The sequence below is a fragment of the Octadecabacter arcticus 238 genome (assembly GCF_000155735.2).
Classification (GTDB): Bacteria; Pseudomonadota; Alphaproteobacteria; order Rhodobacterales; family Rhodobacteraceae; genus Octadecabacter; species Octadecabacter arcticus.
In genome coordinates, this window is the sequence record NC_020908.1 from 554,735 (window position 1) to 568,693 (window position 13,959).

At 55.0% G+C, this 13,959-nt stretch carries 13 protein-coding genes and 4 pseudogenes; 4 read left to right on the top strand and 13 right to left on the bottom strand.

Annotated features, from left to right (window positions below):
• Positions 1-23 precede the first annotated feature (23 nt).
• Positions 24-428, top strand: a complete 405-nt coding sequence (locus OA238_RS02860; RefSeq protein ID WP_015494004.1) for a F0F1 ATP synthase subunit epsilon — start codon at positions 24-26, stop codon at positions 426-428.
• A 304-nt stretch (positions 429-732) separates the two neighbouring features.
• Here OA238_RS02860 and OA238_RS02870 read toward each other — a convergent pair whose 3' ends face one another.
• Positions 733-1,470: an alpha/beta fold hydrolase gene (locus tag OA238_RS02870; RefSeq protein WP_044036177.1), complete on the bottom strand. Its 738-nt coding sequence runs from the start codon at positions 1,468-1,470 to the stop codon at positions 733-735.
• A gap of 655 nt (positions 1,471-2,125) precedes the next feature.
• On the opposite strand from OA238_RS02870, the pseudogene OA238_RS33445 reads away from it, so the two are divergent.
• Positions 2,126-2,419: pseudogene (locus OA238_RS33445) on the top strand (hypothetical protein); the annotation flags it as partial.
• A gap of 353 nt (positions 2,420-2,772) precedes the next feature.
• On the opposite strand, the pseudogene OA238_RS02880 reads toward OA238_RS33445, so the two are convergent.
• Positions 2,773-3,065, bottom strand: a pseudogene (locus OA238_RS02880) (transposase); the annotation flags it as partial.
• Positions 3,066-3,153: 88 nt separating this feature from the next.
• Here OA238_RS02880 and OA238_RS29610 point away from each other — a divergent pair.
• Positions 3,154-4,217, top strand: a protein-coding gene (locus OA238_RS29610) for an IS630 family transposase (RefSeq protein ID WP_085982726.1) whose coding sequence is annotated in 2 segments (ribosomal slippage) — positions 3,154-3,658 and positions 3,658-4,217 — 1,065 coding nt in all. Because the reading frame shifts where the segments join, the coding sequence is not laid out codon by codon here.
• Here OA238_RS29610 and OA238_RS34885 read toward each other — a convergent pair.
• Positions 4,182-4,568, bottom strand: coding sequence for a hypothetical protein (locus OA238_RS34885; protein WP_420806491.1), 387 nt, complete (start codon positions 4,566-4,568; stop codon positions 4,182-4,184). The genes OA238_RS29610 and OA238_RS34885 overlap by 36 nt on opposite strands.
• On the bottom strand, positions 4,513-4,914 hold the full coding sequence (locus tag OA238_RS34890; protein ID WP_420806476.1) for an IS110 family transposase: 402 nt from the start codon (positions 4,912-4,914) through the stop codon (positions 4,513-4,515). Before OA238_RS34890 ends, OA238_RS34885 begins: the two co-directional genes overlap by 56 nt.
• 386 nt (positions 4,915-5,300) lie before the next feature.
• Here OA238_RS34890 and OA238_RS02900 point away from each other — a divergent pair, with 386 nt between their 5' ends.
• Positions 5,301-5,759, top strand: a complete 459-nt coding sequence (locus OA238_RS02900; protein WP_044036181.1) for a hypothetical protein — start codon at positions 5,301-5,303, stop codon at positions 5,757-5,759.
• On the opposite strand, the pseudogene OA238_RS29615 reads toward OA238_RS02900, so the two are convergent.
• From OA238_RS29615 to OA238_RS02950, 9 genes and pseudogenes are all read right to left on the bottom strand, one after another.
• A pseudogene (locus OA238_RS29615) lies at positions 5,687-6,816 on the bottom strand (IS3 family transposase). The gene OA238_RS02900 and the pseudogene OA238_RS29615 sit on opposite strands and share 73 nt — an antisense overlap.
• Positions 6,817-6,926: 110 nt before the next feature.
• A pseudogene (locus OA238_RS32465) lies at positions 6,927-7,142 on the bottom strand (transposase); the annotation flags it as partial.
• Positions 7,143-7,475: 333 nt separating this feature from the next.
• A complete protein-coding gene (locus OA238_RS02920) occupies positions 7,476-8,660 on the bottom strand; it encodes a M24 family metallopeptidase (protein WP_015494008.1) in 1,185 nt (394 codons plus the stop codon).
• 22 nt (positions 8,661-8,682) lie between these two features.
• Positions 8,683-8,991 carry a DUF3995 domain-containing protein gene (locus OA238_RS02925; protein ID WP_015494009.1) on the bottom strand — a complete coding sequence of 103 codons (309 nt, stop codon included), beginning with the start codon at positions 8,989-8,991 and terminating at the stop codon, positions 8,683-8,685.
• A gap of 101 nt (positions 8,992-9,092) precedes the next feature.
• Positions 9,093-9,938 carry a metal ABC transporter permease gene (locus OA238_RS02930; RefSeq protein ID WP_015494010.1) on the bottom strand — a complete coding sequence of 282 codons (846 nt, stop codon included), beginning with the start codon at positions 9,936-9,938 and terminating at the stop codon, positions 9,093-9,095.
• Positions 9,935-10,786, bottom strand: a complete 852-nt coding sequence (locus OA238_RS02935) for a metal ABC transporter permease (protein WP_015494011.1) — start codon at positions 10,784-10,786, stop codon at positions 9,935-9,937. The genes OA238_RS02930 and OA238_RS02935 overlap by 4 nt, the downstream gene beginning before the upstream one ends.
• Positions 10,783-11,715, bottom strand: coding sequence for a manganese/iron ABC transporter ATP-binding protein (locus tag OA238_RS02940; RefSeq protein WP_015494012.1), 933 nt, complete (start codon positions 11,713-11,715; stop codon positions 10,783-10,785). Before OA238_RS02940 ends, OA238_RS02935 begins: the two co-directional genes overlap by 4 nt.
• Entirely contained in the window at positions 11,712-12,584 is an 873-nt protein-coding gene (locus OA238_RS02945) for a metal ABC transporter substrate-binding protein (protein WP_015494013.1), read from the bottom strand. Before OA238_RS02945 ends, OA238_RS02940 begins: the two co-directional genes overlap by 4 nt.
• 111 nt (positions 12,585-12,695) lie before the next feature.
• Positions 12,696-13,931: a urate hydroxylase PuuD gene (locus OA238_RS02950; RefSeq protein ID WP_015494014.1), complete on the bottom strand. Its 1,236-nt coding sequence runs from the start codon at positions 13,929-13,931 to the stop codon at positions 12,696-12,698.
• Between the last annotated feature and the right edge of the window lie 28 nt (positions 13,932-13,959).

Consider the following 13,959-nt stretch of genomic DNA (forward strand, 5'->3'; position numbering starts at 1 on the left):
CTCGGATTTAAGGAGCCAAAAAAATGGCAGATGCATTTACCTTCGACCTCGTTTCACCTGAACGCCGTTTGGCGCAGATGGACGCGACAGAGGTTCAGATCCCGGGTGCGGATGGCGACATGACGGCTATGGCCCATCATTCGCCAACCATTACGACACTGCGCCCTGGTATTCTGGCTGTGACCCATTCGGGTGGCGTCGCTGAATACGTTGTTTCTGGCGGCTTTGCTGAAATCACCGCGACCGGCGTATCGGTTCTGGCTGAGAAAGCCTTTCCACGCGGTGAAGCCAAGCGTGAGCATATGGACAAATTGGTGGCCGACGCGTCAGCTGCTGTTGAAGCTGCCAAAACGTCTGGCGGCAATGTGGACGAGGCCGAATTGACCTTGCACCACATGTCCGAAATGGCCCGCATCCACGTCGACTAAACCGGTGCGGTTTTGAATTTAGAAATGGCGTCCCAGAATGGGGCGCCATTTTTCGTTTGACCGGATCGATCATCAGATGACCGCTTTGCAGGGCGAAGCGTTGGTCGGACTACATGGGTCCATGACCGCCCGCGCTCGACTGGCCGCGTCTGCAGCGCAAAGCACCATTGGTGGGAAACGGACTTTCGCCGCAAGTGTAAATGACCTCGTCTCATTTCACCGAAGCAGACCAAGTGTGCATCGCTTGTGGGCACATGCAAACATCAAAAACGCGTGGGAAATGTCAGATTAACTGTTCATCGTACTAAGCTCTGAAAAACCCGCCTAGGATCCGGGCAACTGCCGGTTGTTCATCATGGTTGTCTTCGCGAGCATGAAGATCCGGGCGAAAGTTGAATAGTTCGCTATTTTTGATAAGACTGCGCGCACGTTGCGCCAAAATGATCGGGTGCAAACGGTCATACTTTGGCACAATCCCAGTCCGAATTTGAATCTGGCACATTGTGTTGTCGGGCAATCCCATCACGGGCACGAAGGCTTTCTCCATGAAATGCCGCCACCGGCATATCGATGACAGAAATTCCTCGGGAATTAGTTCCGCCAAAAGTTGCCTATTTTCAGGATTCTGCGAAATCAGTTGTTGGAAATGTCCGGTTTCGCAGACCTCGTCCATTCCTTCTGCAAGGACGGCCTTGCTGTATTGGCCGAAATAATAATGGTCGAGAAAACGGACAGTAGCCGCGCCACCGCCAATGCCCCAAAGGCCTAGGGCGAGCATTCGCTCCGGGTGACGTAAAGAAAACGAAATCGCAACCCGAGCCGTTCTGGATCGACCAACAATAAAGGCGCTGCCAACGCCGAGATGGTCCAATAACCCGCAAAGGTCGCTCTCCCAAATGTCCTCTTCAGCATTAGGGTCGATAAAATCCAACGAGGATTTCCCGCAGTTTCTTCGGTCATGAAGGATGACCGTATAACCAAGAGCTGCGATTTCCTCAGCAAATTCCTCTATTTCGTCTAGCGGTTCGCGACCACCAGACATGGCGGCAACATATGGGCCCTTCACGCCTATGATCCGAAAATGAATCCGAGCTGAGTTGACCAATGCATACGGCTACAGCTTATCCTATCTACTTATCAACACATTGTTTCTGGTGCGACGCGAGTGATCGTCTTGCTCCTTCATTCCTGTTTAACGCCGAGGTATCCGTTAGTCGAGCTGGCTCATATTGTGATCTGGGGGGACAAGGCAGTAACATGAGCGGGCTGTCCGCAAAAATTATTTCAATGCTCTGTGCGCACCATGAACAGCGAATTTCTTGAGACGTACTTTCAGTTAGGGTGCTGGGGCGACATGACTGGTCATTAATTGACGGATCAATCATGCGACCTTCAGCTCCACGCAGTCGAGCGTGTTCACGTCTTGAGAGAAGATGTTTTTTATATCCGCCCGAAAGCCCGCTAAAACCGCCTGAGCGGGCAACGCAAAACTTAGAAAGACGACAGACAACCAACGCACGTGAAGAATTCAATCGCCACATTAGACAAAGAGCTAGCGCCGATACAAACGGACTCAAATTGGGGCGAAAACGGTGGGTTTTGGCTTCCCTGCCTCGCGCACGTGCGATGAATGTGATGGCCGGGCCAGAAATCCTTCAGCTCAGCATCGGCCACACTGGAAGTGCACTGAAGTAACGCTGCCGGTCGAGTACTTTCACGTGGTCTTCACCCTGCCGTAGTAGGTCGCCGACATTGCCTACCAGAACAAGGCGACGGCCTATGGCCTGTTGTTCCAAGCGTTGGCTCAGACGCTGCTGATCATTGCAGCTGATCCAAGACACCTCGGCGCAAAGAGTGCCATGACCAGCATCCTTCACACGTGGGGGCCGGCACTTACGCACCATCTATTACCCGGCAGTGGTTTGCTTGCAAACCATGAGAGGGGCCATGCCCACATGATTGTCCCGGGCGGTGGTCTATCGAAAAAGTGGCAACTGATGGTGAGGCCCGTATTGCTATTACGGCGGGAGTAACCAAACTGACGGCGTTCACGCGACACGCGTTTGATTGGATCTCGCAGCTCCACATCATCACCACGGCGCGACAGATATCGCACCGTTGACCGATCAATCTGCAGCACATCACACGCCAGCCCTCTCTCGGCAGATTGCTCCGCAATCGCCTGCCGGGGCAGTGGGTCGCTCACACCGTGCGCTTCGCACAGGTGAACCACCGTTTCCCGCTTCCCAGCAGGCTTCACCATTTTTTTGCATTGATGTCTCGCAACATGGCGTCGTCCCTCGCTCGGCAGTCGATACGCAGTATCGATGAGTATCCGTATTGGTCAAGCTGGATATTCGCCCCATTTTCGCTGATCCCGTAGAAGGGTATTGGCGGTGACAATCAGCTTTCGCATAACGGCTGTGATCGCCAGCTTCTTGCATTTCCCAGTCGATATCAGATGTTCGTATTTTGCCTTCATGTCTGGATTGAAGCGTGTAGCAACAACCGCTGGCAGATAGACTGCGCGCCTGACGCTGGCGCGACCGCCCTGGATGCGTTTCTTGCTTGCCACTTTCCCGATTGCCTCGATATGGGTGCAAGGCCCGCCAGCGCCGCTGCTTTCTTGCCACTCATACCAGTGGCCATAATATCTGACTCATTTTTTTGGTTTTAATTTTTGGCAAACTCTGAATCAATGACCTCCATAGATTGGGAGGTGCTCATGGGTGGAGCCATAAAAATTACGCGCACGGATATGTCTGCGAAAGATTTGCGCCGTGCGGCAAAGCGAACCAAGGATGGGCGGGTTGTACGGCGACTACTGGCCATAGCGCTGGTGCTTGATGGGGTGGATCGTGAAACGGCTGCCCGCAGCAGTGGTATGGATCGACAAACACTTCGGGATTGGGCGCATCGCTTTAACGCAGAAGGCATTGAGGGGTTATCGGATCGGAATGGCAAGGGGGCAAAACCACGGTTGTCGCCCAAGCAACAGGCGCAATTTGTGGCTTGGGTGGAGGCCGGGCCCGACCCAGTAAAAGATGGCGTAGTACGATGGCGTTGTGTCGACTTGCAGGCTCGTGTTGAAGAGGAGTTCGACGTGAAACTGCATGTGCGTACGATTGGGAAATATCTAACCAAGCATGGCTTTCGCCGCCTGTCTGTGCGTCCAGAGCATCCGAAAACTGATCGCGAAGCGCAGCAGACTTTTAAAAAAACTTTACCAGCCTCGTAAACGATACTCTGCCAGAACATGCAAAGGGGAAGCCTCTTGAGGTATGGTTCCAAGATGAAGCCCGCGTTGGACAACAGGGGACACTCACCCGTAAATGGGCCAAGCGTGGAACTCGCCCGCGCGCACCCCGTGATATACGCTTCAAATGGAGTTATATCTTTGGTGCCGCTTGTCCCGCACGTGGTACCGCCGCAGGTCTCGTCCTGCCCTACGTCAACGCCGAGGCTATGGGGCTGCATCTTGATGAGATCGCAAAAGCTGTCGCACCCGGCTCACATGCCTTGCTGATTGTTGATGGGGCGGGGTGGCATGGCGCAAAATGTTTGCAGGTGCCAGATAAAATTACGCTCGTTAAGCTGCCACCGTATTCACCCGAACTGAACCCCATGGAAAACGTCTGGGCTTATCTGCGAGCTAATAAACTCGCAATCACAGTTTTCGACACCTATGACGAAATACTCGACAAATGTGCACAAGCTTGGAACTTCTTTGCGAACGACCCAGAGCGAATAAGTTCAATCACAGATCGAGAATGGGCAAGGGTCACTTAATTCGGCCGTTGGTATCAAATGTCCGAGTTCGGGCATTTCGGTTAATATCGCACAGGCTGTTACCTTTGCGATGCCCGGAATGCTTGTAAGAATCTCGGCGCGTGCAGCGAGATCTTTGTCTGCCGCAACGATGGCATCGATTGCCTCGGTAACTTGCGACAAGTCACGTTCGATCTGTTTCAGACGTCGTTTGATCTGCTGGGAAGGCAGGACGTGCGTCGTTGCGGCAAGTCGTGCCTTTGCTGCGGTCCGGTCCTTGATCAATGCCAGCCTGGCTGTTGCCAGCTGCTTGAGATCATGAAGTGTTTCGCTTTTGGGTTGGTCTGCTCTCAATTCCAGAAGTACGCCCATTTTGGCTAATAGCGCAGCGTCCACCCGGTCCGTTTTGGCCAGCCGGCCGTTCGCGATTAGTCTTGAACCGATGGCGACCAAATCGCTCACCTTCGCAGAACCGGCGGGCCTGACGCGGATTGACCCGTGCAAAGCTGATCCCGTGTTGAGCCAAGCCCGTTTCGATGCACCTGTGATAAATGCCTGTTGCTTCAAAAATGACGCGGGAAACTTCTGTTTTTCTCGCCCAAAATGCGAGTGCCTTAGCGCCAGCTTTGTCATCGCAAAACTGCCTGTGCTCTCGCGAGGACAACCAATAAGCGTCCAATGTGTCTTTCGAAATGTCGATCCCAATGGTATCTTCCATGTGTCTCTTCCTAACCTTGTCTTGTCATGCGGGCCCAAAGCCCAAGTATCCGTTCAGGTTTCAAAAAAAGACGGAGGTGACCTTACTCAGCGACGGTCCTCAACGACCAAGAGGGGAACGGTCCAACCTCCGCCGCTGCCTGGCATAAATGACGTGCTGCGCAGCTGTTCCAGCTTCGCATAAAAACTGCCAAAATCATAAGACAAGAGGGGGCCAGCTGCGATACACGCAAGGCAAGACGGATAGCCTTGACGCAGAAGGTGCCGCTCGGTCAGTTTTATCGGGACAGGCAAATGCCCGCCCTAAAACACAAACGGGATCGTCAGAGATAATCAGGCATCTAAAAATTGCCCGCGACACAGCTGTAATCACGCTCACAGGCGCTGGTGACCCTAAAAACACTAATCATCAATGCACCCGCTGATCTGCGTGAAGTGTTGCATCAGATCAAAGGCAAGATCGGATTGATCCGGCATATCGCAGGCTTCAGACCCGGTGATATCCTTAACACATTGGCTTCCGTCAAAGCAGCACTGCGCGCTCTGGCACGACGTTGGCTCTTGTTGAATGATGAGATCTTAAGCCACAATAAAGAACTAGAGCGGCTTGTCACCGAACGCGCTCCGAACCTGATGCAGTCCCACGGAATTGCGACAATGACAGTCGCAGAGATGCTAATCCTCGTTGGCGATGATCCCACACGCATCCGGTCTGAGGCCGCATTTGCCAAACTCTGGTCTTGTCCCGTTTGCGTTCCGGTCTCTCAACTCGTTTATGCGGCCTTTCGCTCGAATGCCAAGGGGCTTTTGCCGCCTAATGATGAGTGGCGGCGGCGCGGGTTATAGAACCCATTGATATATTGGAAGATCGCGCCCTCGGCCTGACGGCGTGTGTCCCAACGATTGCGCCAGATCAGCTCAGCCTTGATGGATTTGAAGAACGTTTCAACCATGGAATTGTCATAGCAATTGTCCTTGCCGCTCATCGAGACCTTCAAGCCGTGCTTTTTCAGGCGCTTCTGATACGCTTTGGAACAATATTGCGAGCCGCGATCCGTATGGTGAATGCAGCATTCGGGCGGCTGGCGCAGTGCCACAGCCATGTCCAGCGCACGGATCGCGAGATCCTGTTTCATGCGGTTACTGACAGCCCAGCCGATGACGCGCCGGGAGTACAGATCAAGGATAACGGCCAAATAAAGCCACCCTTCACTGGTCCAGATATAGCTTATGTCACCGGCCCACTTCTGGTTCGGCCCATCCGCTGAGAAGTCCTGGTCCAGCAAGTTAGGCGCGATGTTGAACGTGTGATTGCTGTCCGTCGTTGCCTTATATTTCTGGGTTCTGATGGTCTTGATGCCATTCTCACGCATCAAACGGCCCACGCGACGGTGCCCAACCCGCAGCCCCAATTCCTGTAGCTCTTCGGTCATGCGGGGTCGCCCATAGCTTTGTAAACTGAGGCGATGTTGCTCACGGATGTGGGCCAAAAGCACCATATCATCACGTTGGCGCTGGCTCATCGGCCGCTTCCGTCAAGCGCGAAACCCACGCGATGTGACCTGCATAATCCGGCAGAGAAACTCTACCGACCAAACTTCTTTCCAGGCGTCGATAAAGGCGAACCTCACTGACTTTGGCCTGCAAAGAAGATCGCCGCTTTTTTTAGCACTTCCCTCTCCTCACGCACCAACCGGAGTTCTTTACGAAGACGGGTGTTCTCTTTCTCGACGTCATCGTGCGGCCCAGACATCAGATCCTCATGCTGATGTTTCTGAACCCACTTGTTTAGCGTCGAAAGGCCAACACCTAAATCTGATGAAACCTGCGGTCGCGTTAAACCGCTGCTGATCGCGATGCGTACTGCATCACGCCGAAACTCGTCTGTGTATCTCTTTGCCATTCCTTATCTCCTTCATAGCAAACATTGCTCGAAAGAGACCGGAACTAAACCGTGGCAAGACCAAACTGCCATCCATTGCCCGGCAGTCGAAACGCAGTTTCGATGAAAGGGCGATCGCGCGGGGGGTCAATTGGCACCGCTCCGTCATTGCCCTTCAGCACCTTGCGGGTCGCGCCATTGCGCCGGTTGGTTTGCTCGCTGGTAGGCTCACCATGCGGTTCATTGCACAAATGCTCGGTCAACTCAGCGCCCAGCATTCGCTCCATCAGGCCTTTGTCGCCCAGCAGATCTTCGGGCCGTTTAAGGCCGCTCAGCAGCTCGTCCAGAAATTATTTGGAAATCGTCGTTGTTGTCATGCTCCTTTGGTTTGGAAGCATGGGGCAAAATACTCATACACAGAAGGTCGGACACTCTCTAAAGGCAGACGTCACGCTGCTGGCAGATATTAACGACGTCTTAACCATCTCTCAGAAGACAGCGTCGGCAATGCTCTTATTGACGGTGCTTCCGTAACCATTACCTTGATCGGATATGATGTGGCCGACGTTCAGGCGACATTCGTGGCAAGCGATTTTATCTTTTAAGAGATCTATGATCTCAGCAGTTTGCGCTGAGAGCAAGAAAGCGGCATCCATTGCATGGTTGCCGCTTTTTAGTTTTTAGGGTTTGACCCAAAGACTGCGCGGCGTGTTGCACAGGCATTCATGGCCGGTTGGCGTGATCAGGATCGGTTCGGTGATCTCAAGCCCGCCGTCGTCCAGCCACAGGGCAGGCATGAAGTGGAACGTCATTCCGGCCTGTAGAACGGTCGTGTCGCCAGCGCGAAACGAGATCGTGCGTTCCCCCCAATCGGGCGGGTAGCTGATGCCGATGGCGTAGCCGCAGCGCCCGTCCTTTTCAAAACCTGCCTTGTTCAGCGCAGCGTTGAAGGCATTGGCGATATCCTGCGCTTGGTTGCCCGGTTTTGCCTGTTCCAGTCCGGCGTCGATCGCATCCAGAACTGCGGCTTCGGCCTGTTGGTATTTGGGGGGCACATTGCCCAAGAACACTGTGCGTGATTGTGGGCATTGATAGCGTTTGTGCGCGCCTGCAATTTCAAAGAACGTGGCCTCGCCTTTGACCATTGGTCTGCCGTCCCACGTCAGATGCGGTGCGGTTGCGTCCATTCCGGACGGCGCCATCGGCACGATCGCGGGGTAGTCGCCCCAATGCCCATCCGCGCCGCGCATGCCAGTGGCGTAGATTTCGGCGATCAGATCGTTCTTGCGCAGGCCCGGTTCGACGAGTTCAAGAATACGGGCGTGCATGGCTTCAACGATGCGCGCGGCGCGGCGCATGTATACGATCTCTTGGCTGGATTTCACGGCACGCTGCCAATTCACAAGGCCCGTTGCGTCCTTGAACGTCGCATTGGGCAAGTTGGTTGTCAGCGTCGCGTGGGCCGCGGCTGTGTAGTAGTAATTGTCCATCTCGACACCGATGCGCGCATGGTCCAAGCCGTGTTCGGCCAGCAAGGCGGCTAGTTCCTGCATCGGATGTTTGTCGGGGTTTTGCACGAAGGTGTCGTCGTAGCCACGGATCGTGTCGCCGCCTTTCATGAACACGGTGCGTCCAGCACCAACGGCATCCATCGCGCGGCCCCACCAGATTGGTTCGCCCGTCATCGTCAGCACGACGCCTTGATGCACGTAAAATGACCAGCCGTCATATCCGGTAAGCCAAGACATGTTCGACGGATCAGTCACAAAGATCGCGTTAAGTTGCGCGGCGTCCATTGCCGCACGGGTTTTGGCGATGCGGGCTTGGTATTCTTGCGGGGTGAAATTTGGGTTTTTATCTATCATACAAAAAACCTTAGCTGTCTTCTTAGGCCGCCGATACCCCTGCGAGGACCATAAATATCACGCCGAAAACCATGCACAGTGGCGCGTAATAGGTTTCGTCCAGCCGTCGAAAAGGCTGCTCAGGTGTGGCGCGTTTCATCAGCGGTGCGTAGGCGGCGATGGCGCGCAATTGAAAGACCACCGCAATGCAAAACAAACCCAGTGATTTGATGGCAGTATCGGGAAACCACGGCCAAGCGGCGGCGAACAACAGCGCAACTACGACCAATGAACAGGACGTCGCACCGGGCATCTTTTTGATGCCTTTTGACCCGACAACGGCGCGGGCCAATGCGGTCTCATCCTTGATTGGCTACCAAATCCCAAGTGCCCACAAAAGATGCACAGCGGCGATGATGATAAGGCCCGCAGAGGCCAGCAGCGCGATGAAGGTCATATGCTTTGGGCCTCGCGGGCTTTGTTGCGCAGCATGCGAAAGATAAAGGCCACAATGAATAGGGTGGTAAGGGTCAAAATGACCGTCGGGCCGGGGCCGGAGCCGATCCAGAAGCTAAGGTAAACACCTGTCACCAGCGAGAACGTTGACACGATCACCGCCATCACAAGCATATGCCGGAATTGCCGCGTGATCAGAAATGCGATGGCGCCCGGCGCGATGAGGAGGCCAATGGCGAGGATCAGGCCGACAGCCTTTAGCGTCGCGACGATTGTCAGCGACAGGATTGTGAGCAATCCGTAGTGTAGAAGTTTGGTCGGCAGACCGATCGCACGGGCCTGCGCAGGGTCAAACGCGTTGAGAAGCAGTTCTTTCCAAGTGATCAGCAGAGCGGCGGATACGAAAATTCCGATGATACCCGATGTCCACAAGTCCACGGTTTCAACGCCGAGCATGTTGCCGAACAAGATGTGATCGAGGTGGATGTTGGTTTCAATCTTCGTATATAAAACCAACCCCAGCCCAAACATGCCCGAGAACACAACGCCCATGACGGTGTCTTGGCGCACGCGGGAGTTCGCGTCGAGGTATCCGGTCAAAAGTGAGCAGATCATGCCCGCGACAAACGCCCCGATGATGAGGGGAATGCCAATGATATATGCGACCACAACGCCCGGCAGTACCGCGTGGGACACTGCGTCGCCCATCAACGACCAGCCTTTTAGGACGAGGAAACACGACAGCAACGCGGTCGGCGGACCGATCAGCAGTGCGATGTAGAACGCGCCGTGCATGAACGAGAACTGGAACGGAATGAGAAGATCACTAAGGCTTTCGATCATGTTTTAAGGGCCTCCGCAGCGCGACGGCGCGATGCCAGAAGTCCGTGTTTGGGGGCAAAGAAAAAGGCGAGGATGAAAACGGATGTTTGCAGGCAGATAATGACGCCGCCTGTGGCCCCATCGAGGAAATAGGAGATATAGGCACCGAAGAAACTGGACAGGGAACCGATTGTGACGGCAATCACGAGCAAACGCGGGAAACGGTCCGTGAGCAGATAGGCCGTCGCACCGGGCGTGATGACCATGGCGATCACAAGGAACGCGCCAACGGTTTGCAGCGCTGCGACGCAGGCGGCTGACAGAAGGACGAAAAACATGAACCGCAGACGGTCGGGTCGCAGACCAATGGAGCGCGCGTGGTTTTCATCAAAGAATGCGACCATCAGGTCTTTCCACTTGGCCAGAAGCACCACAAGGCAGACAATCCCGATGATTGACAGCTGGATCGTGTCGCTGGGCGTTATCGCCAGAATGTTGCCGAGGATGATGGTTTGCACGTCCACCGCGACTGGCGAAACGGAGACCATAAACAGGCCAAGTCCGAAGAAGCTGGTGAAGATGAGACCGATGACCGCATCCTCTTTAAGCCCCGTGCGTTGGTTGAGAAACAGCATCGCGGCTGCTGCCAAACCACCCGACAAAAACGCGCCCAAGGCGAACGGCAGGCCCAACATATAGGCCCCCGCGACCCCGGGAACGATGGAATGGGACAGTGCATCCCCGATCAAAGACCAGCCTTTAAGCATCAGATAACACGACAGAAACGCACAAACAGCGCCGACCAGTGCGGACACAAACATCGCGTTTAGCATGAACGCGTAGGTAAAGGGTTCAAGCAGGTAGGTCATTCAGGCTTATCGCCCCCGACCTTTTCACCACCAACGTCAGATTGTGTGCGGGTTTGATCGTCGTAAATGACGAACGGGCGTTCGTCGTCGGTCAGGATGGTGACTTTGCGTTGGTCGTCATCGTCGTGCAGATCATCGCCGCCCAGAACGAAGTGGCGCAGCACACCGCCGAACGCGGCTTCGAGGTTGGTTTTGGTGAACACTTCGCTCGTCGGGCCGAAGTTCAGCACAGTGCCTTTGACCAGCACGGTTTGGTCGCAAAACTCTGGCACAGAGCCGAGGTTGTGGGTGGACACCAGCATGACGCGACCCTCGTCGCGCAGTTCGCGCAGCAAAGTAATGATCGCTTCTTCCGTATGCACATCGACGCCGGTAAATGGCTCATCAAGCAAGATAACCTGGCCGTTTTGCGCCAGTGCGCGCGCAAGAAAGACGCGTTTGCGCTGTCCGCCGGAAAGTTCACCGATTTGGCGGTCGCGGTACTCGGTCATGCCGACGCGTTCCAGCGAACTCTTGACGGCTTCAAAGTCGATAGGTTTGGGGCGGCGCAGCATCCCCATGTGTCCGTAACGGCCCATCATCACGACGTCGCTGACGAGTACTGGAAAGGACCAATCAACTTCTTCGGCTTGTGGTACGTAGGCAATGATGCCCGCTTTGATCGCTTGATTTACCGACTGGCCAAGGACACTGATTTCACCTGCGGCGGCGGGCAAAAAACCCATAATCGCCTTGAAAAGTGTGGACTTTCCCGCGCCGTTAACCCCAACAAGTGCAGCGATGGTTCCGCGCGGGATCGCAAAGCTCGCGTTTTGCAGGGCAGTTACGCCATTGCGGTAGGTGACGGTGAGGCCATCGGCATAAAGCCCCGCTTGGTTCTTGGACGTTTGATGCGGGGCAGGTGGTGGCAATGTGTCAGGCGTGTTCATTCCGTCAGCCCCTTAACGATGGTTTCAGTGGTGACACGCAGCAGGTCGATGTAGGTCGGGACGGGGCCGTCTTCCAATGACAGGCTGTCCACATACAACACGCCGCCATAGGCTACGCCCGTTTCGCGTGCCACTTGCTGTGCGGGGTCGGTGTTGACGGTGCTTTCACAGAACACGGCGCGGACATTGTTTTCGCGCACAATGTCGATGACGCTGCGCACTTGTTGCGGGGTTCCGGTTTGATCTGCGTTCATCGGCCAAAGGTAGGCTTCTTTCAGGCCGAAGTCGCGCGCCAGATAGCTGAACGCGCCTTCGCAGGTTACGAGCCAACGTTCGTCCTTGGGGATCGCGAGGATTTGTTCGCGCAGCGGGGCAATCGCGGCTGTGATTTCCGCTTTGTAGATTTCGGCGTTTGCAGAGTAGGAAGAGGCGTTGTCAGGATCATGCAGTGACATTGCTGCCGCAATATTATCAACGTAGATCAGTGCGTTATCCAGTGACATCCATGCATGGGGGTTGGGCGCGCCTTGATAGCTGCCTTGACGGATAGAGATGGTTTCAATCCCGTCAGAGATCGTGGCAGAGGGAATAGGTCCAAGGTTGTCGATGAATTGTTCGAACCAAAGTTCCAGGTTCATCCCGTTCCACAAAATCAGGTCTGCACCAGAGGCGCGCACCAGATCGCGCGGCGTCGGCTGATATCCGTGGATTTCAGCGCCAGCACGGGTGATGGATTCAACTGTTGCGTAATCGCCTGCCACGTTGCGGGCCATGTCTGCGATGACGGTGAATGTTGTGACGACTTTGAAGTCATCCGCCGCCATGGGGGTGGCGAGCAGGGACAATAGGGCTGCGATGCGGATCGACATTCTTCGTAATTCTCCAATGGTTACCACCAAGAGTTATGGGCCCCAATGGGGGGAAGTCAATGCAATTGCGAATTATTCGCATTAAAATATTTGGCGATTTGGTGCGCGGGTTTAGAAGGTTCCGGCATTGCGATACCAGCGCACGATTGCGGCGCGGTCGCTGTCCGACATTGCCGTGACGTTGGCAGGCGGCATGGCGTGGCTGACGCCGGACTGGATGTAGATCGCGCGGGCGTTGCGGGCGATGTCTGCAGGAGTATCGAGCAAGACGCCGCGCGGGGCCCAAAGCAGGCTGTCGGAATAGGACGGTTCACGCGCGTGGCACATAGAACAGCGGCCCATGACCACGTCATGCGCGTCGTCAAACCCGTCGGCTTGCGCAAATTTTTCCTCATAGGAAGTCATGCCGCGTGCTTCGGCGTCTGCGTAGGTGCCCCACATATTCGCCGTCGACAGCCAAGCGATGATGATGAACAGCAGCACAGTGACGGCCCATGTCCAATGTGGCCCCGTGCCAGTTGAATGCATGGTGTTGAAGTAGTGCCGGATTGTGACCCCAGTCAGAAAGACCAGCGATGCGATGATCCATGAATATTCCGTCGCAAACGCAAGCGGATAGTGGTTGGACAGCATCAGGAAGATCACTGGCAGCGTCAGGTAGTTGTTATGGGTGCTGCGCAGTTTGGCGATCTTGCCGTATTTAGGATCAGGTGCGCGACCTTCTTGCAGGTCTTTCACCACGATGCGTTGGTTCGGCATGATGATAAAGAACACATTGGCGGTCATGATCGTCGCGGTGAATGCGCCCAGATGCAGCATCGCTGCGCGGCCCGTGAAGACCTGATTGTAGCCGTAGGACATGACCACAAGGATCACAAACAACAGCAACATCAATGCCGTCGGATTATTGCCAAGTTTTGATTTGCACAAAAAATCGTACAGCAACCAGCCAACGGTCAGCGACAGGGCCGAGATTGCGACGCCCTGCCACAGCGCGAGGTCGGCCTTGGCCGCGTCGATCAGATACAACTCACCGCCGACCCAATAGACTATCATCAACAAGACGGCACCAGACAGCCATGTCCAATAGCTTTGCCATTTGTGCCATGTCAGGTGTTCGGGCAGGCGCGCAGGCGCCACGAGGTATTTGGTCGTGTGGTAAAAGCCGCCGCCGTGGACTTCCCATTCTTCACCAGCCGCACCTTCCGGCAGATCGTCTGCCTTGCGCAACATGAGGTCGAGCGCGATGAAATAGAACGACGCCCCGATCCACGCCATTGCGGTAATGACGTGCAACCAGCGCACGGCGAACGCGAACCATTCCCAAAGAATTACTGCATCAAACATGTTGAGTCCCCGTTTTATGTCCTGTCGC